General features: G+C 70.8%; 23 protein-coding genes and 1 tRNA gene. 6 read left to right on the top strand and 18 right to left on the bottom strand.

What is annotated here, in order from left to right; all coding sequences use genetic code 11:
* Positions 1 to 20: 20 nt before the first annotated feature.
* Positions 21 to 821: an ATP-binding protein gene (locus tag ACFQS1_RS08970; protein ID WP_378965732.1), complete on the top strand. Its 801-nt coding sequence runs from the start codon at positions 21 to 23 to the stop codon at positions 819 to 821.
* Here ACFQS1_RS08970 and cysN read toward each other — a convergent pair.
* The 10 genes from cysN to ACFQS1_RS08920 form a co-directional block, all read right to left on the bottom strand.
* Positions 805 to 2,091: a sulfate adenylyltransferase subunit CysN gene (cysN, locus tag ACFQS1_RS08965; RefSeq protein ID WP_378965731.1), complete on the bottom strand. Its 1,287-nt coding sequence runs from the start codon at positions 2,089 to 2,091 to the stop codon at positions 805 to 807. The genes ACFQS1_RS08970 and cysN overlap by 17 nt on opposite strands.
* Positions 2,092 to 3,003 (bottom strand): sulfate adenylyltransferase subunit CysD, encoded by a 912-nt coding sequence (gene cysD / locus ACFQS1_RS08960; protein WP_378965730.1) that lies wholly within the window; start codon positions 3,001 to 3,003, stop codon positions 2,092 to 2,094.
* A gap of 53 nt (positions 3,004 to 3,056) precedes the next feature.
* Positions 3,057 to 3,935 carry a 3'(2'),5'-bisphosphate nucleotidase CysQ gene (locus ACFQS1_RS08955; protein ID WP_378965729.1) on the bottom strand — a complete coding sequence of 293 codons (879 nt, stop codon included), beginning with the start codon at positions 3,933 to 3,935 and terminating at the stop codon, positions 3,057 to 3,059.
* Between the two features lie 39 nt (positions 3,936 to 3,974).
* Positions 3,975 to 5,381, bottom strand: coding sequence for a sugar transferase (locus ACFQS1_RS08950; RefSeq protein ID WP_378965780.1), 1,407 nt, complete (start codon positions 5,379 to 5,381; stop codon positions 3,975 to 3,977).
* A gap of 640 nt (positions 5,382 to 6,021) precedes the next feature.
* Positions 6,022 to 6,609 (bottom strand): aminoacyl-tRNA hydrolase, encoded by a 588-nt coding sequence (gene pth, locus ACFQS1_RS08945; RefSeq protein WP_378965727.1) that lies wholly within the window; start codon positions 6,607 to 6,609, stop codon positions 6,022 to 6,024.
* Positions 6,610 to 6,703: 94 nt separating this feature from the next.
* Positions 6,704 to 7,330, bottom strand: coding sequence for a 50S ribosomal protein L25/general stress protein Ctc (locus tag ACFQS1_RS08940; protein ID WP_378965726.1), 627 nt, complete (start codon positions 7,328 to 7,330; stop codon positions 6,704 to 6,706).
* 266 nt (positions 7,331 to 7,596) lie between these two features.
* Complete coding sequence (locus ACFQS1_RS08935; RefSeq protein ID WP_378965725.1) at positions 7,597 to 8,577, bottom strand: ribose-phosphate diphosphokinase; 981 nt, start codon at positions 8,575 to 8,577, stop codon at positions 7,597 to 7,599.
* 172 nt (positions 8,578 to 8,749) lie between these two features.
* Positions 8,750 to 10,135 carry a bifunctional UDP-N-acetylglucosamine diphosphorylase/glucosamine-1-phosphate N-acetyltransferase GlmU gene (gene glmU, locus ACFQS1_RS08930; RefSeq protein ID WP_378965724.1) on the bottom strand — a complete coding sequence of 462 codons (1,386 nt, stop codon included), beginning with the start codon at positions 10,133 to 10,135 and terminating at the stop codon, positions 8,750 to 8,752.
* 137 nt (positions 10,136 to 10,272) lie between these two features.
* Positions 10,273 to 10,344 (bottom strand) — tRNA-Gln (locus tag ACFQS1_RS08925).
* 48 nt (positions 10,345 to 10,392) lie between these two features.
* Complete coding sequence (locus tag ACFQS1_RS08920; protein ID WP_378965722.1) at positions 10,393 to 11,256, bottom strand: helix-turn-helix domain-containing protein; 864 nt, start codon at positions 11,254 to 11,256, stop codon at positions 10,393 to 10,395.
* 187 nt (positions 11,257 to 11,443) lie between these two features.
* Here ACFQS1_RS08920 and ACFQS1_RS08915 point away from each other — a divergent pair, with 187 nt between their 5' ends.
* Both ACFQS1_RS08915 and ACFQS1_RS08910 read left to right on the top strand, forming a co-directional pair.
* Positions 11,444 to 12,391 (top strand): acyl-CoA desaturase, encoded by a 948-nt coding sequence (locus ACFQS1_RS08915; RefSeq protein ID WP_378965721.1) that lies wholly within the window; start codon positions 11,444 to 11,446, stop codon positions 12,389 to 12,391.
* Positions 12,392 to 12,519: 128 nt separating this feature from the next.
* Positions 12,520 to 13,122: a TetR/AcrR family transcriptional regulator gene (locus ACFQS1_RS08910; RefSeq protein WP_378965779.1), complete on the top strand. Its 603-nt coding sequence runs from the start codon at positions 12,520 to 12,522 to the stop codon at positions 13,120 to 13,122.
* Positions 13,123 to 13,133: 11 nt separating this feature from the next.
* Here the strand turns inward: ACFQS1_RS08910 and ACFQS1_RS08905 are convergent, their stop codons facing one another.
* The 5 genes from ACFQS1_RS08905 to rsmA form a co-directional block, all read right to left on the bottom strand.
* A complete protein-coding gene (locus ACFQS1_RS08905) occupies positions 13,134 to 13,595 on the bottom strand; it encodes a DUF4383 domain-containing protein (protein ID WP_378965720.1) in 462 nt (153 codons plus the stop codon).
* A gap of 79 nt (positions 13,596 to 13,674) precedes the next feature.
* Complete coding sequence (locus tag ACFQS1_RS08900; protein ID WP_378965719.1) at positions 13,675 to 15,471, bottom strand: ABC-F family ATP-binding cassette domain-containing protein; 1,797 nt, start codon at positions 15,469 to 15,471, stop codon at positions 13,675 to 13,677.
* Between the two features lie 142 nt (positions 15,472 to 15,613).
* Positions 15,614 to 16,561, bottom strand: coding sequence for a 4-(cytidine 5'-diphospho)-2-C-methyl-D-erythritol kinase (locus ACFQS1_RS08895; protein WP_378965718.1), 948 nt, complete (start codon positions 16,559 to 16,561; stop codon positions 15,614 to 15,616).
* On the bottom strand, positions 16,558 to 17,133 hold the full coding sequence (locus ACFQS1_RS08890; protein WP_378965717.1) for a Uma2 family endonuclease: 576 nt from the start codon (positions 17,131 to 17,133) through the stop codon (positions 16,558 to 16,560). Before ACFQS1_RS08890 ends, ACFQS1_RS08895 begins: the two co-directional genes overlap by 4 nt.
* Positions 17,130 to 18,020 (bottom strand): 16S rRNA (adenine(1518)-N(6)/adenine(1519)-N(6))-dimethyltransferase RsmA, encoded by an 891-nt coding sequence (gene rsmA, locus ACFQS1_RS08885; protein ID WP_378965716.1) that lies wholly within the window; start codon positions 18,018 to 18,020, stop codon positions 17,130 to 17,132. The genes ACFQS1_RS08890 and rsmA overlap by 4 nt, the downstream gene beginning before the upstream one ends.
* 58 nt (positions 18,021 to 18,078) lie before the next feature.
* On the opposite strand from rsmA, the gene ACFQS1_RS08880 reads away from it, so the two are divergent.
* Positions 18,079 to 18,537, top strand: coding sequence for a hypothetical protein (locus ACFQS1_RS08880; protein WP_378965715.1), 459 nt, complete (start codon positions 18,079 to 18,081; stop codon positions 18,535 to 18,537).
* Here ACFQS1_RS08880 and ACFQS1_RS08875 read toward each other — a convergent pair.
* Both ACFQS1_RS08875 and metG read right to left on the bottom strand, forming a co-directional pair.
* Positions 18,534 to 19,430 carry a TatD family hydrolase gene (locus ACFQS1_RS08875; protein ID WP_378965714.1) on the bottom strand — a complete coding sequence of 299 codons (897 nt, stop codon included), beginning with the start codon at positions 19,428 to 19,430 and terminating at the stop codon, positions 18,534 to 18,536. The genes ACFQS1_RS08880 and ACFQS1_RS08875 overlap by 4 nt on opposite strands.
* Before the next feature lie 67 nt (positions 19,431 to 19,497).
* Positions 19,498 to 21,294: a methionine--tRNA ligase gene (metG, locus tag ACFQS1_RS08870; protein WP_378965713.1), complete on the bottom strand. Its 1,797-nt coding sequence runs from the start codon at positions 21,292 to 21,294 to the stop codon at positions 19,498 to 19,500.
* 131 nt (positions 21,295 to 21,425) lie between these two features.
* Between metG and ACFQS1_RS08865 the strand changes: the two genes are divergently transcribed.
* Positions 21,426 to 22,859, top strand: a complete 1,434-nt coding sequence (locus ACFQS1_RS08865) for a hypothetical protein (RefSeq protein WP_378965712.1) — start codon at positions 21,426 to 21,428, stop codon at positions 22,857 to 22,859.
* Between the two features lie 9 nt (positions 22,860 to 22,868).
* Here ACFQS1_RS08865 and rsmI read toward each other — a convergent pair whose 3' ends face one another.
* On the bottom strand, positions 22,869 to 23,726 hold the full coding sequence (gene rsmI, locus ACFQS1_RS08860; protein WP_378965711.1) for a 16S rRNA (cytidine(1402)-2'-O)-methyltransferase: 858 nt from the start codon (positions 23,724 to 23,726) through the stop codon (positions 22,869 to 22,871).
* 54 nt (positions 23,727 to 23,780) lie between these two features.
* Here rsmI and ACFQS1_RS08855 point away from each other — a divergent pair, with 54 nt between their 5' ends.
* Positions 23,781 to 25,355, top strand: coding sequence for a dolichyl-phosphate-mannose--protein mannosyltransferase (locus ACFQS1_RS08855; RefSeq protein WP_378965710.1), 1,575 nt, complete (start codon positions 23,781 to 23,783; stop codon positions 25,353 to 25,355).
* Positions 25,356 to 25,438 lie beyond the last annotated feature (83 nt).

The following is a 25,438-nucleotide window of genomic DNA, read 5'->3' as shown; positions in this document are numbered from 1 at the left end:
AACGCGGTTACCGTGGCGTCATGTCCGTGAGCACAGCGTATCCACGCACCGGGGACGAACATGTCCTCATCGAGGGGGATGTGGACGCCGCGGTGGCCCTGATGACCGTGCGCGGCGTCTGGGATCGTCCGCTGTGTCAGGCCGTCACCACGAAGCTCCAGAAGTGCCTCGCCGAGCACCCCGAGGCGCTGATCGTCGACCTCTCCGGGCTCGACGACCCGTACAGCATGAGCGCGCCGACCTGGATCAGCGCGCAGCGCGTCGCCCGCGAGCGGGAGCCGGCCGTGGTGCTCGCCATGTGCATCCCGCCGGCGCTGCCGCTCGCCGACCGCATGCAGCGCCTGGGCGCGCGGCTCGTCCTGCCGGTGTACGCGAAGGTGCGGCAGGCGCGGGTGGCGATCGCCGGGCGGCTGCCGCTGACCGAGCGGGTGACGATGACCCTGCCGCCCGAGCCGGAATCGCCGAGCATGGCCCGCAACCTGGTGGGCGACGCCTGCCTGTCGTGGGGGCTGCCGGAGCTGCTGTTCCCGGGCCGGCTGGTGATCTCGGAGCTGGTGACCAACGCGATCGAGCACGCGCGCACGCCGATCGGCGTGGTGGTGAGCCTGCGCGACGGCAGCATCCACCTGTGCGTCTCGGACGGCTCCGCCGCGCCCCCGGTGCTGCGCAAGCCGGCCCGCCCGCAGCGGAGCCGGCCGCTGGACGAGCGGGGCCAGGGCATGCGGCTGGTGTCCGCGACCACGTCCGCGTGGGGATGGCTCCCCACGCGGACCGGAAAAGTGGTCTGGGCGACGCTGATGGCGCCTACTGCGCTTCGATGATCATCCCCGCGCCGACCGTGCGGTTGGTGCTCTCGTCGATCAGGATGAAGCCGCCGGTGGTGCGGTTGCGGCGGTACTCGTCGGCGAGCAGCGGCACGGTGGTGCGCAGCCGGATCCGGCCGATCTCGTTGAGCTGCAGCTCGCCGGCGTTCTCGTCGCGGTGCAGCGTGTTCACGTCGAGCCGGTACTGCAGCCCGCGGATCACCGTGCGGGCCGTACGCGTGGTGTGTTTGATCGCGTATTTGCCGCCGACGCGCAGCGGCGCGGTCTCGTCCATCCAGCAGACCATGGCCTCGATGTCCTGAGCGACCGCGGGCGCGTTGTGCGGGCGGCAGATCATGTCGCCGCGCGAGATGTCGATCTCGTCGGTGAGCCGGACGGTGACCGACATGGGCGGGAACGCCTCGGCGACCGGCCCGTCGGCGGTGTCGATCGCGGCGATGGTGCTGTGCAGCCCGGACGGCAGCACCATCACCTCGTCGCCGGGCTTGAGCACGCCGGAGGCGACCTGGCCGGCGTAACCGCGGTAGTCGGTGACCGTGGTGGACTGCGGGCGGATCACGTACTGCACCGGGAAGCGCACGTCGACCAGGTTGCGGTCGGAGGCGATGTGCACGTGCTCGAGGTGGTGCAGCAGCGACGGGCCTTCGTACCAGGGGCTGTTCTCCGACCGGGAGGCGATGTTGTCGCCGTTGAGCGCCGACACCGGGATGATCGTCAGGTCGGTGATCTCGAGTTTCGCCGCGAACGAGGTGAACTCGTCGGCGATCTTGTCGTAGACCGCCTTGTCCCAGTCGACCAGGTCCATCTTGTTGATGCAGAGCACCAGGTGCGGCACCCGCAGCAGGCTGGTCAGGAACGCGTGCCGGCGGGACTGCTCGACCAGGCCCTTGCGCGCGTCCACCAGGATCAGCGCCAGGTCGGCCGTGGAGGCGCCGGTGACCATGTTGCGGGTGTACTGGATGTGCCCCGGGGTGTCGGCGATGATGAACTTGCGCTTGGGCGTCGCGAAGTAGCGGTAGGCCACGTCGATCGTGATGCCCTGCTCCCGCTCGGCGCGCAGGCCGTCGGTGAGCAGTGCCAGGTTGGTGTACTCGTCGCCGCGGGCCGCGCTGACCGCCTCGACCGCCTCGAGCTGATCCGCGAAGATCGTCTTGGTGTCGAAGAGCAGGCGGCCGATCAGCGTCGACTTCCCGTCGTCGACGCTGCCCGCGGTGGCGAAGCGGAGGAGGTCCATCCGCGTGGACGTCTCCAGGACTGCCTGGCTCATTTAGAAGTAGCCCTCTCGCTTGCGGTCTTCCATCGCTGCCTCGCTGACCTTGTCGTCGCCGCGGGTCGCGCCGCGCTCGGTGATCCGGGTGGCGGCCACCTCGTCGATCACCTTTTCGACGGTGTCGGCCTCGGACAGCACGGCCGCGGTCTGCGACGCGTCGCCGACGGTCCGGTAGCGCACCCGGCGGACCTCCGAGGTCTCGCCGTCGCGCAGCCGGATGAACTCGTTGACCGCGTAGAACATGCCGCCGCGCTCGACGACCTCGCGGTCGTGCGCGTAGTAGATCGGCGGCAGCGGGATCTGCTCGCGGGCGATGTAGTGCCACACGTCCAGCTCGGTCCAGTTGGACAGCGGGAAGACCCGGATCGACTCGCCCGGGTGGTGCCGGCCGTTGTACAGCGCCCACAGCTCGGGCCGCTGATTCTTGGGATCCCACTGGCCGAACTCGTCGCGGAAGCTGAACATCCGCTCCTTGGCCCGCGCCTTCTCCTCGTCCCGGCGCGCGCCGCCGAACAGGGCGTCGAACCGGTACTTCTCCACCGCGTTGAGCAGCACCGGGGTCTGGATCCGGTTGCGGGTGCCGTCGGGCAGCTCGCGCACCAGGCCGGTGTCGATGGCCTCCTGCACGCTGGCCACCACCAGGTTGAGGCCGAGCGCGGCGACACGCTCGTTACGGAAGTCGAGGACCTCGGGGAAGTTGTGGCCGGTGTCGACGTGCATCACCGGGAACGGGACGCGGGCCGGGGCGAACGCCTTCTCGGCCAGGCGCAGCATGACGATCGAGTCCTTGCCGCCGGAGAAGAGCAGGACCGGCCGCTCGAACTCGGCCATGACCTCGCGCATCACGTAGATGCTCTCGGCTTCGAGAGCGTCGAGATGCGAGACGCGGTAGTGCCCTGTCTGGCTCATGCGGTTTCCCGACCTTTCCGGGGGTTTACGGCCGTGTCGCATTGTTTGAACCGTCATTCTGACGGGAGGTGACGCTGCAACGCTGCAAGCAACCGAGGAGCGAGATCCTTACGGCACACCACGAGATCCGGCAACTTCGGGTCGGCCCCGTTGTATTTCAGCGCAGATCCGTCGATTCGGCTAGCGTGCAGGCCCGTGGCCAGGGCCACAGCGACCGGCGCGGCGGAGTCCCACTCGTACTGGCCGCCGGCGTGCACGTACGCGTCGGCCTCGCCGTTTATCACCGCGGCGATCTTCACGCCGGCCGATCCCATCGGGACCAGCTCGGCGCCGATCTCCTCGGCCAGCGCGGTGACGAACGCGGGCGGCCGGGTGCGGCTGGCGGCGATCCGGATCGGGGTGCCGGCGTCGCCCAGCGGCATCGGCGGGTACGCCGGCGGGTGGTCGGTGGCGATCGTGCGGTGCTGGGCCGGCATCGCGACCGCGCCCGCCGCCAGCCGGCTCGGGCTGGCCGACTCGGCGGCCCACAGGGCGATGTGCACGGCCCAGTCGGTGCGGCCCTCCTCGGCGAACTCGCGGGTGCCGTCCAGCGGGTCGATGATCCAGACGCGGCCGGCGCCGAGCCGCTCGGGCCGGGCCGCGGGCTCGCTCTCACTGTCCGGCCAGGCCAGCCGGGAGTGGTCGTCCTCCTCGGAGAGCACGGCGTCGGCGGGGCGCCAGCGGGCGAGCTCGGCGCGCAGCAGGTCGTGCGCCGCCTTGTCGCCGGCCGCCTTGAGGGCCTTGCCGTCCTCGTACCCCATCTCGTCGCGGACCCGCAGCAGCAGCTGCCCGGCCCGTTCGGCCAGCCAGCGCGCGAACTCCGCGTCGATCACCGGCGGGGTGCCGGCGGCGCCTTCCCGCTGGGCCACCATGCGAGCCGACGTCTCGGTCATGTCGCTCCTTGTTGTCCGTTTCCAGGCGCCGTTGCCCGTTCAGTAGGCGCCCGACGAGCGCACCACGGCCGTCATCGTCCGCAAAAGGATCACCAAGTCCAAGCTGAGCGACCAGTTCTCCACATAGCGCAGGTCCAGCCTGACGGCTTCCTCCCAGGGCAGGTCGGATCGTCCGGAAACCTGCCAAAGGCCGGTCATGCCGGGTTTCACGGCCAGGCGGCGGCGCACGTCGTCGGCGTACGCGGCCACCTCCGCCGGCAGCGGCGGTCTCGGGCCGACCAGCGACATCTGGCCGAGCACCACGTTGAGCAGCTGCGGAAGCTCGTCCAGCGAGAAGCGCCGCAACCACCGGCCCACCCGGGTGACCCGCGGGTCGTCGCGGATTTTGAAGAGCACACCGTCGTGCTCGTTGAGATGCCGCAGCTCGGCCAGCCGGGCCTCGGCGTCGACGTACATGCTCCGGAACTTGAAGATGCGGAACAGGCGGCCGTCCCGCCCGACCCGTACCTGACGAAAGAGTACCGGCCCGCGCGAGGTCGCCCGCACACACAGTGCGACGGTCAGCAGCAGCGGCCCGAGCAGGATCAGCAGCGCCAGCGCCCCGAGCCGGTCGAACACGTCCTTGACCAGGCGCGATCCGCCGTGCAGCCGCGGGTGCTCGACGTGCAGCATCGGCAGCCCGTCGAACGGGCGGATCGTGGTGCGGGCCCCGGCCACGTCCACCAGCGCGCTCGCCACGATCAGGTCGACCTCGTCGCGCTCCAGCCGCCAGGCCAGCCGGCGCAGCTGGGCGCCGTCCAGCTCCGGGCAGCTCAGCACCACCACGGTGTCGGCGTCGGCGTGCTCCACGGCGCTCGCGACGTCGTCGAACGAGCCGAAGATCTCGACCGCGCCCAGTCCCCGGCCATCGTGGCCGGGCGGCAGGCACGCGCCCACCACCTCGAGGCCGTGATAGCGCTCCCGGCGCAGCTGGCGAGCCATCCCGATCACCGACAGCTCGTGCCCGACCAGGATCACTCGGCGCAGGCTCTGCCCCCGCGACCGGGCCACGTGCAGCCGCCGGCGCAGGGCGAACCGCAAAACCACCGAGGTGACGATCGCCGTGGGCAGGGCGGCCAGGACATAGCCCCTCGCAAGATCAAGGCTTAACGCGTACGAGACGAGCGCCGCACCGGCGATCAGACCGACCCCACCCCGGAGCACCCGCTGGTACTCGTCGGTGCCGACGAACAAAAACCTTCTCTCGTACGCCCGGGAGACCGCCAGCACCGCCAGCAGCAACGCCGGCAGCAGGCCGGTCAGCACCATGTAGCCGCGGTTGTACGCGGTCACCTCGTCGCCGAAGCGCAGCCCGAACGTCACCGCGCCCGCCGCCGAGCCGGCCAGCAGGTCGCAGAGCACCAACGCCCGCACGTACCGGCGCTCCCACTGCTGGCGCCGCGACATCGCCGCGTGCCGGCCTCGCGCCCGCACGAACGGGCGGGCCGCCGGGCGGACGGCCGACGACCGGTTCGCCCGCTTCGACCAGTGCCGGTCGACCGCGTGGTTCCGTTCCCGGTCCGGGGCGCCCCGCACGGCCCGCGGCGGCGCGTTGTCCGGCTTCGGTCGCCAAGGTCGCGGGCCGTCCGGATCGGTCCGGCGCGGAGCCCTCTCCGGCGTCCCCGGCCGTTCCCGGCCGGCCGGCCATTCCCGCGGCTCCCGGCTACCCGCCTTTTCCCCCGCGCCCGGCCTCTCCCGCGTGCCCACTCCGGGCGGCGGGACCACCAAGGCCGGGGGCTTGCCGTTTCGTCCCGGCCGGCGGTCCGATGGCCGGGACGGCCGTGGTCCGTGGTTGGCCGGCGGGTGATTCGCCGGGCCGTATCCCTCCGGGGCCACGGCCGGACGGATCTCCGGCAGGAGCATGGTCGGCTCGGTCAGAGACCCCTCGGCCGTGTCCTGCTGCACCCGAAACCCTCCCCCCGTCGCGCCGGCACCGTCGCACCGAGCGGTGCGTACGTGTGACCAACGCACGGACGGCGGCCAGCGTCACGGGATCACAAGACGGACAAAACCCCTCAAAGGATCTTGCTGTTCCGGCCCCACGAGATCAACCGCCGTGGTATTTGTTCTGCGCCCACTCGACGCCCTCGAGCACGATCGCCTCCACGACGTCCGCGGCCCGGTCGACGAGGAACTCCAACTCCTTACGCTCCGCGCCGGAGAAATCGGACAGCACGTAATCCGCCGGATCCTGCCGGCCCGGCGGACGCCCGATCCCGAACCGGACCCGCGCGTACTCCTTGCTCGACAGCGACTTCGACATCGACCGCAACCCGTTGTGGCCGCCTTCACCGCCGCCCCGCTTGGCACGCACCTGCCCGAACGGCACGTCAAGCTCATCATGCACGGCGATCACGTGCGAAACCGGCACCTTGAAGAACTGGGCCAGCGAGACCACCGGAGCACCCGAGAGGTTCATGTAGGTCAGCGGCTTCATCAGCACGAGTTTGGGGCCGCCGAACCCGAGCCGGCCCTCGGCCATCTCGGCCTGCGCGCGCTTGGCCCGGCCGAACTTCGCACCCACCCGGGACGCCAGCAGGTCGGCCACCATGAAACCCACGTTGTGCCGGTTGCGGGCGTACTCCTTGCCCGGGTTGCCCAGGCCGACCACCAGCCACGGCGACTCGTCGCTCACAGGCCCTCCACATACACGTCAGGGAAAGCGCCCACTCGTGGGCGCTTTCCCTGATCACTGCCGGCTTGGTTGCTCCGCTTACTCGGCGGGCGCGTTACTCCGCGGGCGCGGCCTCGGTCTCCTCGGCGCCGGCCTCGGTCTCGGCGGCCTCGCCACCCTCGAGCTGCTCGGCGGTCTGCGCCTGCGAGATGATCGCCAGCACGAAGTCGGGCTCGACGGCCAGCTCGGTGCCGCTCGGCAGCGTCACGTCGCCGGCAGTCACCTGCGCCCCCGCCTCGAGGCCCTCGATCGAGACCTCGAAGCCCGACGGCAGGTGCATGGCCTCGGCCACGATCGACAGCGTCGTCGACTCGCTCACCACGAGCGTGTTGCGGGCGGCCTCGCCGACCAGCGTCACCGGGACGTCGACCTGGACCTTCTCGCCCCGCTTCACGATCAGCAGGTCCACGTGCTCGTACGTTTCCTTGATCGGGTCGCGCTGGATCGCCTTGGGCAGCGCGAGCGTGGTGCCCGGCGCGCCGTTGATGTCGATCGTGAACACCTGGTTGAGCCCGCCGTGCCGGATGGCAGCCGCGAACTCTCGGGCCGGCAGCGCGATGTGCTGCGGCTTCTCGCCGTGGCCGTAAAGCACGGCGGGCACCAAACCGGCCCGGCGCGTGCGGCGGGCACCACCCTTGCCGAACTCGGTGCGGGGCTCGGCGCTGATCTTTACCTCGGACACGGGGAAACTCCTGAAACTCTTCGATCGGGCTGCGTCGTAAGTCGGCGGGCTGCTGGGTCCGGCAGTGGCGCACGGCCTCTCGGCCGTTCGTCGGCGCTGCCGGGCAAGGGAAGGCGCGCTGGGCACAGGCCCGGAGCACCGCGTCGATCACGGTGCCTCCGAGCGGCTGCGAACCTCAGCAGACCGCGGGGCACCCTCGCCGTGGCAACCGCACTATCCTACCTGCCCCCGACGCCACGTCCTAAGCGGGGTGTTCAACAGTCAGCTCAGCTCAGCCCGCCGAAAAGAGTCGTCACCGAACCGTCGTCGAAGACCTCGCGGATCGCCCGGGCCAGCAGCGGCGCGATCGACAGCACGGTGATCTTGTCCAGGCGCTTCTCGGGTGGGAGCGGCAGCGTGTTGGTCACCACCAGCTCCGAGATCCGGCTGTTCTTCAGGCGCTCGGTCGCCGGATCGGACAGCAGCGCATGCGTCGACGCGACGATCACATCGGCCGCGCCCTGGTCGAAGAGGATGTCGGCGGCCTTCGCGATCGTCCCGCCGGTGTCGATCATGTCGTCGACGATCAGGCACACCCGGCCCTCCACCTCGCCGACCACCCGGTTCGCCACCACCTGGTTGGGCTTCAACGGGTCACGCGTCTTGTGGATGAACGCGAGCGGACAGCCCCCCAGCCGGTCCGTCCAACGTTCCGCCACCCGCACCCGGCCCGAATCGGGCGCCACCACCGTCAACGGCCGGCCCGCGAACTTCTTTTCCACGTGCTCGGCCAGGATGTCCATCGCGAACAGGTGGTCCACCGGACCGTCGAAGAAGCCCTGGATCTGGGCCGTGTGCAGGTCGACCGTCAGGATCCGGTTCGCCCCCGCCGTCTTCAGCAGATCCGCCACCAGGCGCGCCGAGATCGGCTCCCGCCCCCGGTGCTTCTTGTCCTGCCGCGCATACGGGTAGAACGGCAGCACCACGGTGATCCGCTTCGCCGACCCACGCTTCAACGCGTCGATCATGATCAGCGTTTCCATGACCCACCGGTTCACCCCCTCCGTCATCGACTGCACGACGAAGGCATCCGAACCACGTACCGAATCCTTGTAGCGGACGAAGATCTCGCCGTTCGCGAACTCGTACGAGTCCGACGGCGTCGGCGCCACGCCCAGCACCTGGCCGATCTCCTCCGCCAACTCCGGGAAACCCCGGCCGGAGAAAAGCATCAGGCTCTTACGGTTCTCCGCGACGATGCTGCCCATCGGCTCGCTGCTCCCGTTGGATCGAGGGGGTGTAGTCACCTGAAGTATCCCCCGAGGCCACCGACTTGCCATGCCCCCGAGCCCAAACGCGTGGGATGCCTCACGCGGCCCGACCCGTGACCTTTCGCCCACTCGGCCTCCGAGACCTCGCCAGCGCCGCCGCGACCTTCGCCTACTCGGCCTCCGAGGCCTCGCCCGCGGCCCGCTCGGCGGCCTCCGCCGACACCGTCCCCGGCCGGCGCCGCGCCGTCCAGCCCTCCACGTTGCGCTGCTGCGCCCGCGTCACGCCGAGGCTCCCGGACGGCACATCCGACCCGATCGCGCTGCCCGCGGCCACGTACGCGCCCGGCCCGACCTCCACCGGGGCGATCAGCACCGTGTCCGACCCCACGAAAGCCGCCTCGCCCACCGTCGTCCGATTCTTCTTGACCCCGTCGTAGTTCGCGAAGATCGTCCCCGCGCCGATGTTCGCCTTCGCCCCGATCGACGCGTCGCCCACGTACGACAGGTGCGGCACCTTCGCGCCGTCGCCCAACTCGGCGTTCTTCGTCTCGACGAACCCCCCGACCTTCGACTTACGGCCCATCCGCGTACCCGGTCGCAGGAACGAGAACGGACCCACCGTCGCCTCCGGGCCCACCTCGGCCCCGATCGAGTGCGTACGCAGAACCGACGCGCCCGCACCAACCACGGTGTCGATCAACGTCGTGTCCGGCCCGATCACCGCGCCCGAAGCCACCGAGGTGGTCCCCCGCAGCTGCGAATTCTGATCGACCACCGAGTCAGGCTCAAGCGTCACCGTCACATCGATCCAGGTGGTCGCGGGGTCGAGGATCGACACACCGGACCGCATCCACGCCGTGTTCACCCGATCGCGCAGCCGCGACCGCAGATCCGCCAGCTGCGCCCGATCGTTCGCGCCCAGCGTCTCCTCGGCGTCGGCCGCCACGAACACACCCACCGGGCTACCCACCTCGACCAGCAGCCCGAACACGTCCGTCAGGTATTCCTCGCCCTGGTCGTTGTCCGTGGACAGCTTGCCCAGCGCCTCCCGCAACGCCGCCAGATCGAACGCGTAGATCCCCGCGTTGATCTCCCGAATCGCCCGCACCTCGGCCGAAGCGTCCCGCTCCTCCACGATCCGCGAAAGGCCGCCGGCCGCATCCCGCACGATCCGCCCCAGCCCCGCCGGGTCGTCCACCACCGCGGCCAGCACCGTCGCCGCCCGCGAGGCCGACTCGTGCGCCTCGATCAGCGCGGCCACCGTCTCACCACGCAGCAGCGGCACGTCGCCGTTCAGCACCACCAGCGTCCCCGAGGCGTCCGGCACCGCGTCCAGCGCGATCCGCACCGCATGACCCGTACCGTTCTGCTGGGCCTGCAACACCGGCACCGCGGCGGGCGCCACCTCGGCCAGGTGCGCGCTCACCGCCTCGGCCTTGTGCCCCACCACCACGACCGTCTGCTCCGCCGCGGCCGCCCCCGCCGCGGCCAGCACGTGCCCGAGCAGCGTGCGTCCCAGCAGCGGATGCAGCACCTTGGGAGTGGCGGATTTCATCCGCTTGCCCTCCCCGGCAGCAAGAACAACGACGGTACGACGAGGGGCCTGGCTCACGCGGAACTCCATTGATCGCAGTGGGACGCGGCGTCAGTTCAACCGCGGGCCGAACGGATCCGGCCTATACCACAGGAAAGCTCGCCTGTCAGGACTCGAACCTGAAATAGCTGAGTCAAAGTCAGCCGTGTTGCCAATTACACCACAGGCGATTGGTTCGATCGCCACACTAGCGCGTGGCCGCCGACCCACAGAACCTACTATCCCCGTGATTCAAGAGCATCCATGACGCCCTCCACTCGCCAATACAACTCGCGCGATCGGGGCACGGTGATGCAGAGGCAGCCGTGGTAGTCATCGCCCACGTTGATCCTTTTCGTCGCCGGGTTGTGCCGCTTGATCGTCGGCCGCTCGAACTGATCGCGCGGCACGCTCAGCCGCTCGGCCCACCAGTCGCCGGCCGCCTCCGCGTCGGCCGTCTCGTGGATGTGCACGCGATAGCGCAACGAGTCGGCCGCCCGGCCATGCGCCGCGAGGAACCGCAGGAACAGGCGATGCAGGCGCAGATCGTTGTTGATGAACTTCAGCCGATCGAGGCGCCGCCATGGCTTCGACTTCGCGCCCTCGCAGATGTAGACCAGCGCCCCACCGAGAAGGATGTCGCGCTCGGTGATCTCGCCCAGGTCGGTGACCGCCCGTGCCCGCTCCTCGCTCTCGCGCCGGTCGCGCTCCGCGCGCAACGCATCCCATCGGCGGGCATTCATGAGCGCGGCATGCTCTTGCTTCTGCCGTGCACGCTCGGCGTCCGAGTCGAGCGGAATGTGCCGCACCCAGGACCACGCCGTCGACTTGGCCACGCCGATCTCCGCGGCCAGGTCAGGCACCGACCATCCCTGCTGGCGCAGCTCGACGGCCTTGCGCCGTAGATGGTCCTTGGCGTTCGGCCGGCGCGTCCACTCGGGCGGCTCGATCCCCCGCAGCCAGTCGGTGAGCGTGGCGCTACCCACCCCGAAGTGCCTCATCAACTCGGACAACGACATCCCGGGGTCGACACGCAACCGCCGTGCCTCCTCCCTCCGCGGATCCCCGTTCATCAGATCGCCACTCCCCATCTCTGTAGTCATGTCCCTACATTAGAACGGGATTACGCTCGGTTGTAAGGCCGTAGATGTGCCAAAGAAGATTTCGCTCCAACCCCGCGGACCACGTGCGCCTACGGCTACGGTGGCGTAAGTTACGGTGACGTAGGCGTAAGTAATTGATCTCCCCCGAACCCGCATCAGCGCCCGTCCCCAAGTTCAGCGAGGTGTCATGACTTCCACCGTCGAGGCCGCGCCCAAGGCCGCGCCCAAGCCACTGACCGAGGGCCCGCAGTCCCGCGGCGTTCTCATCGCCCTGTACGCGTTCGTCGTGGTCCCGTTCCTGGCGGTGCTCGCGGCCGTGCCGGTTGCCTGGGGCGGCTGGCTGTCGTGGACCGATGTCGCCATCGGCGCCGTCTTCTACGTGGTCTCCGGGCTGGGCATCACGGTCGGCTTCCACCGGTACTTCACGCACGGCTCGTTCAAGGCGAAGCGCTGGCTCCGGGTGACCTTGGCGCTCGCGGGCTCGCTGGCGATCGAGGGGAACATCATCCAGTGGGTGGCGGATCACCGCCGGCACCACATGTTCAGCGACCAGGAGGGCGACCCGCACTCGCCGTGGCGGTACGGCACGGGTTACTGGGCGCTGACCAAGGGTCTCTGGTTCGCCCACATGGGCTGGATGTTCAGCCGTGAGCTGTCCAACCGGGAGCGTTTCGCGCCGGATCTGCTCGCCGACAAGGACATCAACCGGGTCGACAAGCTCTTCCCGGCGCTGGTGATCTTCTCGACGCTCGGCCCGGCGCTGATCGGTGGCCTGGTGACCTGGTCCTGGCAGGGCGCGGTGACTGCGTTCTTCTGGGCCGGGATCGTGCGGATCGGCCTGCTGCACCACATCACGTGGTCGATCAATTCGGTGTGCCACGTGTACGGCGAGCGCCCGTTCGAGGTGCGCAACGGGGACAAGGCGTCGAACTTCTGGCCGCTCGCGATCGTCTCGTTCGGGGAGTCCTGGCACAACCTGCACCACGCCGACCCGACCTGCGCCCGGCACGGTGTGCTGCGCGGGCAGATCGACATCTCGGCCCGGGTGATCTGGCTTTTCGAGAAGATGGGCGCCGCTTCCGCGGTGAAGTGGCCGAACATGGAGCGGCTGTCCGCGAAGATGACGAAGGCGTGACCGCCGCCACGGGGGAGTCGGACAAAGGGCACAACTGGCAGGATGGCCAGGTGACCGAGACTGGCGAGAGCAGCGGCGAGGAGCATCGCGTGCGGCGGCAGCGGCCGGCGGCGACCCCCAGGGTGCGCATGTCGGCCGCGCAGCGGCGGGAGCAGCTGATCGCGATCGGGCGGCAGTTGTTCGCCGAGCGCGGTTTCGACGCGACCAGCGTGGAGGAGGTCGCGGCCCGGGCCAAGGTGTCCAAGCCGGTGGTGTACGAGCACTTCGGCGGCAAGGAGGGCCTGTACGCGGTCGTGGTGGACCGCGAGGTGCGTGCCCTGCTCGACCGCATCGCCGCCGCGCTCACCGCCGGCCATCCGCGGGAGCTGCTGGAGCAGGCCGCGCTGGCGCTGCTGGACTACATCGAGGACGAGCCGCACGGCTTCCGGGTGCTGGTGCGCGAGTCGCCGGTGCTGTCGCCGGCCGGAACCTTCTCGAGCGTGATGAACGACGTGGCGCACCAGGTGGAGCACATCCTGGGCGGCGAGTTCAAGAGCCGGGGCCTGGATCCGAAGTTCGCCGAGCTGTATTCGCAGGCGCTGGTGGGCATGGTGGCGCTGGTCGGTCAGTGGTGGCGGGAGGCGCGCAAGCCGAAGAAGGAGATGGTGGCCGCCCACCTGGTCAACCTGGCGTGGAACGGCCTGTCTCATCTCGAGCCGAAACCGACCCTGCTGACGCGCAAGACCCGCTAGCGGCGCGGCTCTCAGGCGGTGCGCCCCTCGCGGACCTGACGGGGCGCGCCGGCCTCGGCGGCGGGCGCGACCTTGCTGTACAGGCTGACCGTGATCAGCGCGAGGCCCACGATGTAGGTGACGATCACCGTACGGATGTCCTGCCCGAAGACGTTGGCGTCGGTGCGGCTGAACGCCAGCCCGTAGGTGCCGAGGACGAGCAGGGCCCAGCCGAGGTATTTGTCGGCGGCGGTGTCGAGGTTGCGCCCGATGACGGTCGCGATGACCACGATCGCGCCGACGACCAGCATGATGATCGACAGGAGCAGGTTGGCGCCCTGCCCGAGGACAAGCTTGTCGTTGGCGCCGGTGGCGTCCTCGCCGGACGTCTGGATCAGTCCGACGATCCCGAAGAGGACCAGGTAGGCGCCGGCGAGGAAACCGACAGCGCGGTACAGCGGCCGCAGGTGGTGATTGACGGGGTTGTGCGCCATGGTGTCCGTCTCCAAGGTCAGGTGTTGTCCACGCCGATTCTCGCGTATCCCCGGAACCGGCGCAGGCACACCCCCCGCTTCAGCTTTCCGGCACTCGCTCGGCCAGCTCGAGCCAGGCTTCCTCGACCTGCCCCCGCTCCTCCTGGACCGCCTTGAGCTGCGCCTCCAGCTCGATGATCTTCTGGTAGTCGGCCCCGTGCTCGGCCAGCGACTCGTTGATCTTGAGGATCCGCTCCTCGAGCTTGCCGAGCTGCCGTTCCAGCCGGGCCAGATCCTTGCGAGCTTGGCGCACCTCACCCGCGGAGAGGCCCGTCGCGCTCTGCGCTTGCTGCGCACGAGTTTCCGGTACGCCTGGCGTCAGGCGCGTCGCCGCGCGGGCCAGGTATTCCTCGACCCCGCCCGGCAGGTGCACGAGGCGCCCGTCGCCGAACATCCCGTACGCCGTGTCGGTGACCCGCTCGACCAGGTACCGGTCGTGCGAGGCCACGATCATCGTGCCCGGCCAGGAGTCGAGCAGGTCCTCCAGCGCCGCGAGGGTGTCGGTGTCCAGGTCGTTGGTGGGCTCGTCGAGCAGCAGCACGTTGGGCTCGGCCGCGAGCAGCCGCAGCAGCTGGAGCCGCCGCCGCTCGCCACCCGAGAGGTCGCCGACCGGCGTCCAGATGCGCTTGTCGGTGAAGCCGAACACCTCGGCGAGCTGCCCCGCCGACAGCTCCCGGTCGCCGAGCCGGACCCGCTTGGCCACCTCTTCGACCGCCTCGAGCAGGCGCAGCTCCCCCGGCAGCTCCCTGAGCTCCTGGGAGAGGAACGCCGCCCGCACCGTCGACCCGGTGACCAGCCGCCCGCCGGCCGGGGTGGACAGGCCCGCGAGCAACCGCAGCAGCGTGGTCTTGCCGGCCCCGTTGGCGCCCAGGATCGCTATCCGGTCGCCCGGCCCGACCTGCCAGGTGAGGTCGTCGAGGATCGGTTTGGCGCCCGCCGTGAGCGTCACGCCCTCGAGGTCGTACACCTGCTTGCCGAGCCGGGTGACCGCCAGCCGCTGCAGGCTCACCGTGTCGCGCACCGGCGGCACGTCGGCGATCAGCGCGTTGGCCGCGTCGATCCGGAACTGCGGCTTGGACGTACGCGCCGGCGGCCCGCGCCGCAGCCACGCGATCTCCTTGCGCAGCAGATTCTGCCGCCGCGCCTCGATGGCCGCCGCGACCCGCTGCCGCTCGGCCCGCGCCAGCGTCCAGGCGGCATATCCGCCCTCGTACGCGTAAACCTTCTCGTCGACGACCTCCCAGGTCGCCGTGCACACCGCGTCGAGGAACCACCGGTCATGCGTGACCACGCACAACGCCCCGCGCCGGGTCAGCAGGTAGCGCGCCAGCCAGTCGACGCCCGCGACGTCGAGGTGGTTGGTCGGCTCGTCCAGGATCAGCAGGTCGTTGTCGCGCACCAGGAGCGCGGCCAGCGCCACCCGCCGCCGCTCGCCACCCGACATCGGGCCCACCGGCGTGTCGAGCCCCAGGTGCCCCATCCCGAGCCCGTCGAGGATCGCGCGCACGCCCGCGTCCCCCGCCCACTCGTGCTCGGCTCCCATGCCGTGCTCCAGCCAGGCGGTACCGAGCACGACATCCCGCACGGTGGCTTCGGCGGCGAGCGTGAGGGTCTGGGGCAGCGACGCAACCTTCAGGTCGCGGCGGTGGGTGACCCGGCCGGAGTCCGGTTCCTCGCTCTTGGCGAGCATCCGCAGCAGGGTGGACTTTCCGGCCCCGTTGAGTCCGACGATGCCGACCCGGGCGTCGTCGTCCAGCCCTAGAGAAACGTCGGTGAGCAGCTGACCGGCGGCGCCATAACCCTTGCTGACCCGGTCGAGATTAATGATGTTGGCCACGATGCCCCAAGGCTACCCGGGCGCTCAGACCATGCGGGCGCCCGGCATCGGCCCCCGCGCGGTCACCGCCTCCGCACCCGCCGATCGGACCTTGCGGCGTCCGGCATGAGGCCCGCGCAGTCACGCCGCGCCGCACACTCGATCAGACCATGCGGGCGCCCGGCATCGGCCCCCGCGCGGTCAGCGCGTCGCGGCAGACGCCGGCGTCGTTGAGGGTCGCCGCCATGCGTTCGGCGTGGCCGGCGTCGGCGGCCAGGAAGACACAGGTCGGCCCGGAGCCGGAGACCAGCGCGGCCAGGGCGCCCGCCTCGGTGCCCGCGTCGAGGACGGCGGCGAGGTCGGGGCGCAGGGCGAGGGTGGCCGGTTGCAGGTCGTTGCCGAGCGCGGCGCCGAGCACGGCCGGGTCGCGCTGGCGCAGGGCGCCCATCAGCTCGTCGGCGCCGGCCAGCGCCTTGGGCGGGAACGGGCTCTCCCGCAGGGCGTCGAGCTTCGCGTACACCTCGGGGGTGGAGAGGCCGCCGTCGGCGAGGGCGACCACCCAGTGCCAGGTGGTGGGCCGGGCCAGGATCGGGCTGACCGACTCGCCGTGGCCGGTGCCCAGGGCGGTGCCGCCGTGCAGCAGGAACGGCACGTCGGACCCGAGCGACGCACCCACCTCGGCGAGCTCGTCGCGGGACATGCCGGTGCCCCACAGCAGGTCGCAGGCGATGAGCGTGGCCGCCGCGTCGGCGCTGCCCCCGGCCAGCCCGGCGGCGAGCGGGATCGACTTGCGCAGGTGCAGCCGCGCGTGGGCCGGCACCCGGCATCGCGCCGCGAGCGCCCGCGCGGCCCGGATGATCAGGTTGCTCTCGTCGAGCGCGAGCGTCCCGGCGCCCTCGCCCTCCATGGTCAGCGCGAGCGTGTCGCCCTGCCGCGCGGTCAGCTCGTCGAAGAGGCTGATCGCGTGATAGACGGTGTTCAGCTCGTGGTACCCGTCGGAGCGCAACGGGCCCACCCCGAGATGGAGATTGATCTTGGCTGGCACGCGTATCCGGACCGGCCCGCTGTGCCGGCGCGGCTCGTCGTCGTCCGGCCCCCACGCCTCCGTCACGGAGTGATCTCCCGAATCGGCAGCCGGAGGTCGAACGGCGCGCTCAGCACGAATTCGTCCGCCGAATCCGCCACGAGCTCATATCGACCCTTGACGAGGTCGTAGCCGAAGATGTGCACCGGATTCTGCTCGATACGCCAGTAGTGCGGAACTCCCGTCTCGGCGTAGAGCTGCGGTTTTTCCAGCCGATCGCGGCGTTTCGTCCCCGGCGAGACGATCTCGATCGCGACGACGACCTGGTCGGGCGTGTAGAAGTGATGGTCGAGGTCGACCGGGCTGCGCAGGATCACGGCGTCCGGTTCGAGGGTGTTCCGGTAATCGACAGCCACGCCCACGGCGAGCAACGACTCGAAGCTTTCAGGCAGGTTCCGCTCGAGCCATGCCACCAGTCTCACATTGATCCGTTGGTGTCCTCCGGTCGGAGAGGGAACCACTAACAAGACTCCGTCCACGAGTTCGACGCGGGGGGCGTCGTCGGGAAGCTTGAAGACGTCCTCGACGGTGTAGCCGGCAAGTCGCTGCTTGACGGGGTCAGGGGTCCAGACGACATCACCGATGGGTTCGGCCGTCATGAGTCCACCTCCTCGGGCTGTCTGCCGGACGCGCTGAGCTTACCGCCGACGCCCGACAGTTTTGCCGCGGCGGCTATGTCGGAGAACTGCCCGACGGTCAGCGACTCGCCCCGCGCCTGCGGGCTGATCCCGGCCGCCACCAGCACCTTCTCGGCGCCGGCGGCGCCACCGGCCCAACCGGCCAGGGCGGCGCGCAGGGTCTTGCGGCGCTGGGCGAAGGCGGCGTCGACGACCGCGAAGACGGCACCGCGGTCGATGTCATCCCGTGGTGGGGTACGGCGGGTGAACGCCACCAGCCCGGAATCCACGTTGGGCACCGGCCAGAACACGGCCGGCGGGACCTTGCCGGCCGGGCGGGCCTCGGCGTACCAGGCCAGTTTCACCGACGGCACCCCGTACACCTTGGACCCGGGACCGGCGGTGAGCCGGTCCGCCACCTCTTTCTGCACCATCACCAAGCCCCCGCGGAGCGTGGGGAGCCCGGCCAGCAGGTGGAGCACCACGGGCACGGCGACGTTGTACGGCAGATTCGCGACCAGCATCGTGGGCGGCGGGTCGAAGTCGGCGGCCGTCACCCGCATCGCGTCGGCGGGGTGCACGGTGAGATTCGCCGCCGTGACCGTGGCCGGCAGCGCGGCGGCGAGCTTCGGGTCGATCTCGACCGCGTGCACGTGGCGGACGGCGGTGACCAGGCCGAGGGTGAGCGAGCCGAGCCCGGGGCCGACCTCGAGCGCGACGTCCTCGGGGCGCAGGCCCGCGGCGGCCACGATGCGACGGATCGTGTTGGGGTCGTGCAGGAAGTTCTGGCCGAGCTTCTTGGTCGGGGACACGCCGAGACGCGCCGCGAGGTCCCGGATCTCCGCCGGGCCGAGAAGTGCGTCAGCCATGAGGTCAGAGCCTACGGCCGGGCGCGCCGGGCTGGACGCGACGGGGTAGAAAGCAGAAATGACCGAGTTGCTGGCACTGCACGCCCTGGTGGAGGCGCCGCCGGATCGGGTCGCCGAGCTGCTGCTGGACGTGCGACCTGGGGGCCGTTCGCCGCTGGCGGTCGGCGGCGAGGCGGCCGGCGGCGAGGTGACCGAAACCGGCGAGGTGACCGGGACGGGCGAGGGCGACAGTTTCGACGTGGTCAAGGACGGCAGCCGGATGACGGTGACGGTCGACCGGGACCGCCGCGAGGTGGCCCTGCAGGGCGAGTGGTGGTACCGCGGGGTCACCTCGGTGGAGCCCGACCCGCGCGGCAGCCGGGTGGTGCACCGCATCTTCAACGTGGCGGAAGGCGCCGGGTGGGCCGTCCGGTTCGTGTCGCGCGGCCCGCTGAACGCGGCGCCCCGGACGTTCGCCGACATGGTGCACCGCATCGGCGAGACGCTCGGCGTCGCCGCGCGTGTCCTGGACGACTAACGCCAGGGTCCGAAGACGCGCTCGCCGTTGGCCGAGATCGCGGCGCACAGGGTGTCCACGTCCTCGCCGCGGGTCTCGGCGAGGGACCGCGCCGTCAGCGGTATCAGGTACGAGGCGTTCGGTCGCCCGCGGTACGGCACCGGGGTGAGGTACGGCGCGTCGGTCTCCACCATGATCTGCCCGGCCGGGGTGATCCCGGCCGCCGCACGCAGGGCCCGGGCGCTGGCGAAGGTAACCGTGCCGGCGAAGCTGAGGTAGAAACCACGTCGCACGCACTCGGCCGCGAAGTCGGCGTCGCCGGAGAAGCAGTGCATCACCACCGTGTCGGGCGCGCCCTCCTCGTCCAGCACCCGCAGCACGTCCCGGTGCGCGTCCCGGTCGTGGATGATCAGGGCCTTGCCGTACCGCTTGGCGATCGCGATGTGCGCCCGGAAGCTCTCCTCCTGCGCCTGCCGCCCGTCCTCGCCGGTCCGGAACGTGTCGAGGCCGGTCTCGCCGATGCCGCGCACCCGAGGCTGGGCCGCCAGCGCCTCGATCTCGCGGAGCGCGGCGTCGAGGCCGGCGGCCGGCAGGACCGGCGCCTCGTTCGGGTGAATCGCGACGGCCGCGAGAACGGACTCGTGGCGGGTCGCCAGATCGGCACTCCAGCGCGACGACCGGACGTCCACGCCGACCTGCACGAGCCGATCGATACCGGCCTTCGCGGCGGCGTCGATGAGCGCGTCGACCGGGTCGCCGCCGCCCTCGCCGGGCACCCCGGCCTCCTGGATCGTCAGGTCCAGGTGGGTGTGGCTGTCGAAGACCGGCACGGACAACGGCTCGGGCGCCGCGGGGAACTCCCCGCGGCGGCGAGCATCCTTGTCTCGGCGCGACTGAGATGGTGTCGAAGGCATGGTCAGCTGGCTCCGCTTCGCTCCGCGGGCATTGCGCCCCTTCAGGTTGGTGCCGAGTGCGTCGGGATCAGCCCTCGAGGCGGGCCAGCTCCTCGTCGACCACGGAGGGGTCCAGCTTGCGGAAGACCGGTTTCGGGGCGGCCAGCGGCGTGCCGGGGACCAGCGGAACCGACTCCCACTTCGCGCCCACCGCGTAGTCGCCCATCAGCACCGGGTACGACGGGCCGCCGTCGAGGTCGTCGACCTCCTCGATGCGCGGCATCGGCGCGTGCACGCCCGCGCCGCCGAGCAGCTCGAACACCTTCTGCGCGGAGTGCGGCAGGAACGGGGTCAGCAGCGTGTTGGCGTCGCTGACCACCTGCAGCGCCACGTGCAGGATGGTGCCCTGGCGGGGCTTGTCCGCCTCGGACTTGAGCTTCCACGGCGCCTGGTCGGAGAGGTACTTGTTGGCCTCGGCGACCACCTTCATCGCCTCGCCGATCGCCGCCTTCTGCCGGTGCTTGCCGATCAGCTCGCCGACCGTGGCGAACCCGGCCTTGCCGACGGCGAGCAGGGCCTCGTCCTCCGGGGTCAGCGGGCCGGGCGCCGGAATCGCGCCGAAGTTCTTCGCCGCCATCGAGACCGAGCGGTTGACCAGGTTGCCCCAGCCCGCGACCAGCTCGTCGTTGTTGCGGCGGACGAACTCGGCCCAGGTGAAGTCGGTGTCGGTGGACTCGGGACCGGCCGCGGCGATGAAGTATCGCAGGGCGTCGGCGTCGTAGCGCTCCAGGAAATCGCGTACGTAGATGACCACCCGGCGGGACGAGGAGAACTTCTTGCCCTCCATCGTCAGGTACTCGCTGGAGACCACCTCGGTGGGCAGGTTGAGCCGGCCGAGCTCGCCCGGCTCGCCGCCCTTGTCGCCCTCGCCCGAATAACCCAGCAGCAGCGCCGGCCAGATCACCGAGTGGAAGACGATGTTGTCCTTGCCCATGAAGTAGTACGCCTGCGCGTCCTTGCCCAGCCCGTCGGCCGACCACCACTGCCGCCACGCCTCGGGGTCGCCGGAGCGGCGGGCCCACTCGATCGAGGCCGACAGGTAACCGATCACCGCGTCGAACCAGACGTAGATGCGCTTGTCGGCGCGGTCGCGCCAGTCGTCCAAGGGGATGGGTACGCCCCACTCGAGGTCCCGGGTGATCGCCCGGGGCTGCAGGTCGTCGAGCAGGTTGCGGGAGAACTTGAGCACGTTGGGGCGCCAGTTCTCCCGCTGGTCGAGCCAGTGGCCGATCGCCTGGGCGAACGCCGGCAGGTCGAGGAAGAAGTGCTCGGTCTCGACGAACTCCGGGGTCTCCCCGTTGATCTTGGAGCGCGGGTTGATCAGCTGCTCGGGGTCGAGCTGGTTGCCGCAGTTGTCGCACTGGTCGCCGCGGGCGCTCTCGTAGCCGCAGATCGGGCAGGTGCCCTCGATGTACCGGTCGGGCAGGGTGCGCCCGGTCGACGGCGAGATCGCGCCCAGCGTCGTGCGCCGCACGATGTACCCGTTGCGGAACAGGACGGTGAACAGCTCCTGCACCACGGCGTAGTGGTTGCGGGTCGTCGTACGCGTGAAGAGGTCGTAGGTCAGCCCGAGGCCGTGCAGGTCCTCGACGATCACCCGGTTGTACCGATCCGCGAGCTCGCGCGGGGTCACGCCGTCGGCGTCCGCCTGCACCTGGATCGGGGTGCCGTGCTCGTCGGTGCCCGAGACCATGAGCACGTCGTGGCCGGACATCCGCATGTACCGGCTGAAGACGTCGGAGGGCACCCCGAAGCCGGAGACATGACCGATGTGGCGCGGGCCGTTGGCGTAGGGCCAGGCAACCGCGGCGAGAACGTGACTCATGGTTCTCAAGAGTAATGAGCGGCGGGCGCGGCCCGCGAACGGATTGCTTCTGCCCACGGCGAGATGCTCATTTATGACGACACGCCCCATTAGTGCGTGCTCGCCGGTCACCGGCGTAGTCCAATGGAGCCGTGATCGGAGAGACGCCGCAACCTGGGGAGAAGCCCTCCACCGAGGGCAACCCGTGGTCGTTCTCCGACCCCGGCCCGGGGTGGTGGCGCGGCGAGACCGATCGCGGCCCCACCGATCCGCCCACCGGGCGGTCCCGGCACCCGCGCCGGCGCGCCGCGCAGCACCGGGCCGAGGACGTCCCGGGCGGCACCGGAACCCTGCTGCCGCCCGAGGCGGCCGGGCCGCCGCGCACCGGCGAGGCGGCCGAGGCGCACGCGGCCGGGCTCCGCGACGCGACCGAGCAACTGGCCGAGACCACGCCGATGGAACGCCACCACGACCAGGTGGACGCCCATCGGTACGACCCGCTGCGCCCACCGGCCGGACATCGGGCACGCCGCACCGCCGCGACCGTCGCGGCCGACCAGCCCACCACAGTCGCGGCCGACCAGCCCACCACAGTCGCGGCCGATGAGCCCACCACGGTCACGGCCGACCTGCCCGCCGAGGTTGCGGCCGACCAGCCCGACGCGGCGCCGGCCAAGCCGTCCTGGGCGGTCGAAACCACCTCCGAGCGGAAGGTGCTGGCGGGAGAAACAGCGGAAAAGCTGGACGGGGAAACAGCGGAGAAGCTGGAACAGGAGACCGCGGAAAAGCCGGCGCCGGAGCAACCACCCGAGCCGGACGTGATGGTCCTGCCCGAGCCCAGCGCCCGCAACCGCCCCACGGTTCCCATCGAGTCGCCGGCGCCGATCGAGCGCGGCCCGGTCCGGCAGACGCGCCGTTCCCGCCCCACCGAGCCGCTGCCGCGCGCCACCGGCGACCCGGAGACCGACGCCCGGCTCGAGCGCCTCGAGAACTCCCCGTTCTGGCATCCCGACGCCGAGCAGGCCCTCGAGCCGCTCCCGGAGGACCGGCCCGCGCACGCCGGCGTCCGCCGCGCCCCCCGCCGGGCCGCCCCCAAGACCCCGGTCGCCGCCTCCGCCTCGCTGATCGCGCTGGGCCTGCTCGCCGCGTTCTTCGCCTGGGTCAGCGCCGAGCCGTTCTGGCTGGCCATGGGGCACGGCGACCGTGGGTACGCGACCGTGAGCGCCTGCACCAGCTCCGGCGTCACCCAGCACTGCGCCGGCCGGTTCACCGCCGCCGACGGCCGGTACACGATCGCCCAGGTGACGCTGCTCGGCGTCGGTCCCGGCCACCGCGTCCCCGGCACGGTCTCGCCGGCCCGGATGGTCAGCCCGGACAGCCCGCGGGCCTACCTCGGCAACACCAGCCCGCTGCTGCAGATCCGCTGGCTGCTCGGCTTCATCCTGGTGCTGTTCTGCGGCTACGCCATAGCCGGCGTCACCGGCGCGCGCCGCCTCGAGAGCCGGCGGGCGAGACGCGGCGCGGTGCTGGCCAGCCTGGCCGGACCCGTACTCCTGCTGGTCGGATTTTTGATCGGCGCCTATTGAGGCCGGCGCCTATCGAGAACCGTGCACGAGGCCGTAGACCTCGCGCTTCTTGAGGCCGAAATCGTCGGCCACCGCCTGAATGGCGTCACGGCGCGACGACCCCGCGGCCTCCCGCTCGGCGACCGCCTCGCGCAGCTCCTCGTCGCTCGGACGCGGCGGCGGACCGGCCGGCGCGCCCGCCACCACCAGCGTGATCTCGCCACGCGGCGCGCCCTCCGCGGCCCACTGCGCCAGCTCGGCGAGCGTGCCCCGGCGGATCTCCTCGTAGGTCTTGGTCAGCTCCCGGCACACCGCGGCCGCCCGGTCCGCGCCGAACGCCGTCGCCAGGTCGGCCAGCGCCCCCGCGATCCGGTGCGGCGCCTCGAAGAAGACCAGCGTGCGGGGCTCGGCGGCGAGCTCGCGCAGGCGCGAGCGGCGATGCGATCCGGTACGCGGGAGGAAGCCCTCGAAGACGAACCGGTCGCTGGGCAGCCCCGACAGCGCCAGGGCGGTGGTCACCGCGCTCGGGCCGGGCGCCGCGGTGACCGGGAACCCGGCGTCGAGCGCGGCCCGCACCAGGCGGTAGCCGGGATCGGAGACGCTCGGCATACCGCCGTCGGTGACCACCACGACCGTCGCGCCCCGCTCCAGGGCCTCGATCAGCTCGGGCGTACGCCGCTCGTCGTTTCCCTCGAAATAGGACACCACCCGGCCGGTCACCGTGACGCCGAGATCGCGCGCGAGCCGCGCCAGCCGGCGGGTGTCCTCGGCCGCCACCACGTCCGCCGAGGTCAGCACTTCGCGCAGCCGGGCCGACGCGTCGCCGACGTTGCCCAGCGGCGCCCCGGCCAGCACCACGCGGCCGGAGCCGTTCTCTTTCGCAGTCACGACGGAAGTGCATCACATACATCGCTTCCCAGGAGTAGGCCCTAGGATCGCGGGGTGACCACGGCGACAGCTGAGACAGAACTCACTCCGGAGCCTTCCGCGGCCGCGGAACCGACCGGCGCGCGCGGCGTGCCCGAGGTCGTCCGCCGGCGCCTGGCCACCCTCGACAACTGGCTCAATCCGCACTCCTGGGCGGTGACCCTCGTCGTCGTGGTGATCGGGGCGATCCTCCGGTTCCAGAACCTCAGCCAGCCCAAGGGGTACATCTTCGACGAGGTGTATTACCCGACCGACGCGTGGGACATGATCCAGCACGGCGTCGAGTGGGACGAGAAGACCAACGGCCCCGCGTACGTCGTGCACCCGCCGCTGGGCAAGTGGCTGATCGCGCTCGGCGAGATGCTGTTCGGCAACCACGAGCTGGGCTGGCGCTTCCCCACCGCGGTGGCCGGCACCCTGATGATCCTCATCCTGGTCCGGGTGGCGTACCGGCTGTTCCACTCGGTGCTGCTGGCCGGCACGGCCGGGCTGCTCATGGCGCTCGACGGCTTCCAGCTGGTGCTCTCGCGCACGTCGCTGCTCGACATCTTCATCGGCCTGTTCGTGCTGGCCAGCTTCGCCGCGATCGTGCTCGACCGCGATCACTACCGGCGCCGGCTGCTGCGGGCGCTGGAGGACGGGTACGACCCGAGCAAGACCGCCTCGATCCCGCGGATCGTGCCGTGGTGGCTGCTCGTCGCCGGCGTGCTGTTCGGCATGGCCTGCGGGGTGAAGTGGAGCGCGCTGTTCTTCCTGCCGTTCTTCGGCGTGCTGATCCTGGTCTGGCGCTGGCAGGCACGCCGCTCGGCGGGCATCCGGCAGCCGATCGTGGCGGGCATCTTCGGCGACATCGGCTGGGGCATCGTGACCGTGTGGGTCGTCCTGGTGACGTACCTGGCGACCTGGACCGGCTGGTTCGTCACGAACACCGGCTATTTCCGGCACTACCGCGAGGCCAACGGGCTCAGCGAGCCGCCGGTCATCGGGGCGCTGCGCAACCTGTGGCACTACCACGTCGAGGCGTTCCACTTCCACAGCGGGCTCACCGAGCGGCACATCTACCAATCCTGGCCGTGGCAGTGGCTGCTGCTCGGCCGGCCAGTCGCCTTCTACTGGAACAACAACGGCAACTGCGGCGCGCCCAGCTGCGCCCGCGAGATCATCCTGCTCGGGACGCCGATCCTGTGGTGGTCGTTCCTGCCGGCCCTCGCCGCGCTGATCTGGTTCGGCATTGCGCGGCGCGACTGGCGCGCCTGGGCGATCCTGCTGCCGGTGCTCGGCGGGATCCTGCCGTGGTTCTACTACGCGGTGAAGGACGGCCGGACGATGTTCTCGTTCTACGTCATGCCGGCGCTGCCGTTCCTCATCCTCGCCGTCGTCTACGTGCTCGGCGCGATCATGACGCCGTCGACCGGGATCGTCTCGGGCAAGGACCGAACCGATCGGCAGCTGATCGGGACGGTGATGGTCGGCGCCTACGTGGTGCTGGTGGCGCTCTGCTTCGCCTACTTCCACCCGATATTCGTGGGCCAACTCATCTCGTACGAGAGCTGGTCGTCGCGCATGTGGCTGGGTGGGCGCTGGATTTGAAGGAGCTAGGCCGGGCCTGCACATAAGGACGCGCCCCGATCGCCTGCCACGGGGGAAGCGGGCGATAGGGGCGCGCACCTTGA

Origin of the sequence: Paractinoplanes rhizophilus, assembly GCF_042664765.1 — a bacterium.
Taxonomy (GTDB): Bacteria; Actinomycetota; Actinomycetes; order Mycobacteriales; family Micromonosporaceae; genus Actinoplanes; species Actinoplanes rhizophilus.
This window is presented reverse-complemented; position numbering and strand designations above follow the sequence as displayed.

Bases quoted from the DNA above. Each gene is read 5' to 3' on its own strand.
- ACFQS1_RS08910 (WP_378965779.1), top strand. From the start codon at position 12,520: ATGTCGGCCGCGCAGCGGCGGGAGCAGCTGATCGCGATCGGGCGGCAG.
- ACFQS1_RS08880 (WP_378965715.1), top strand. From the start codon at position 18,079: ATGACCGAGTTGCTGGCACTGCACGCCCTGGTGGAGGCGCCGCCGGAT.
- glmU (WP_378965724.1), bottom strand. From the start codon at position 10,135: ATGAAATCCGCCACTCCCAAGGTGCTGCATCCGCTGCTGGGACGCACG.
- ACFQS1_RS08955 (WP_378965729.1), bottom strand. From the start codon at position 3,935: ATGACCGAGACGTCGGCTCGCATGGTGGCCCAGCGGGAAGGCGCCGCC.
- metG (WP_378965713.1), bottom strand. From the start codon at position 21,294: ATGAGTCACGTTCTCGCCGCGGTTGCCTGGCCCTACGCCAACGGCCCG.
- ACFQS1_RS08920 (WP_378965722.1), bottom strand. From the start codon at position 11,256: ATGACTACAGAGATGGGGAGTGGCGATCTGATGAACGGGGATCCGCGG.
- ACFQS1_RS08915 (WP_378965721.1), top strand. From the start codon at position 11,444: ATGACTTCCACCGTCGAGGCCGCGCCCAAGGCCGCGCCCAAGCCACTG.
- ACFQS1_RS08970 (WP_378965732.1), top strand. From the start codon at position 21: ATGTCCGTGAGCACAGCGTATCCACGCACCGGGGACGAACATGTCCTC.
- rsmA (WP_378965716.1), bottom strand. From the start codon at position 18,020: ATGGCTGACGCACTTCTCGGCCCGGCGGAGATCCGGGACCTCGCGGCG.
- cysN (WP_378965731.1), bottom strand. From the start codon at position 2,091: ATGAGCCAGGCAGTCCTGGAGACGTCCACGCGGATGGACCTCCTCCGC.
- ACFQS1_RS08935 (WP_378965725.1), bottom strand. From the start codon at position 8,577: ATGGGCAGCATCGTCGCGGAGAACCGTAAGAGCCTGATGCTTTTCTCC.
- ACFQS1_RS08950 (WP_378965780.1), bottom strand. From the start codon at position 5,381: ATGTCGCGGCGCCAGCAGTGGGAGCGCCGGTACGTGCGGGCGTTGGTG.
- ACFQS1_RS08875 (WP_378965714.1), bottom strand. From the start codon at position 19,430: ATGCCTTCGACACCATCTCAGTCGCGCCGAGACAAGGATGCTCGCCGC.
- cysD (WP_378965730.1), bottom strand. From the start codon at position 3,003: ATGAGCCAGACAGGGCACTACCGCGTCTCGCATCTCGACGCTCTCGAA.
- ACFQS1_RS08905 (WP_378965720.1), bottom strand. From the start codon at position 13,595: ATGGCGCACAACCCCGTCAATCACCACCTGCGGCCGCTGTACCGCGCT.
- ACFQS1_RS08890 (WP_378965717.1), bottom strand. From the start codon at position 17,133: ATGACGGCCGAACCCATCGGTGATGTCGTCTGGACCCCTGACCCCGTC.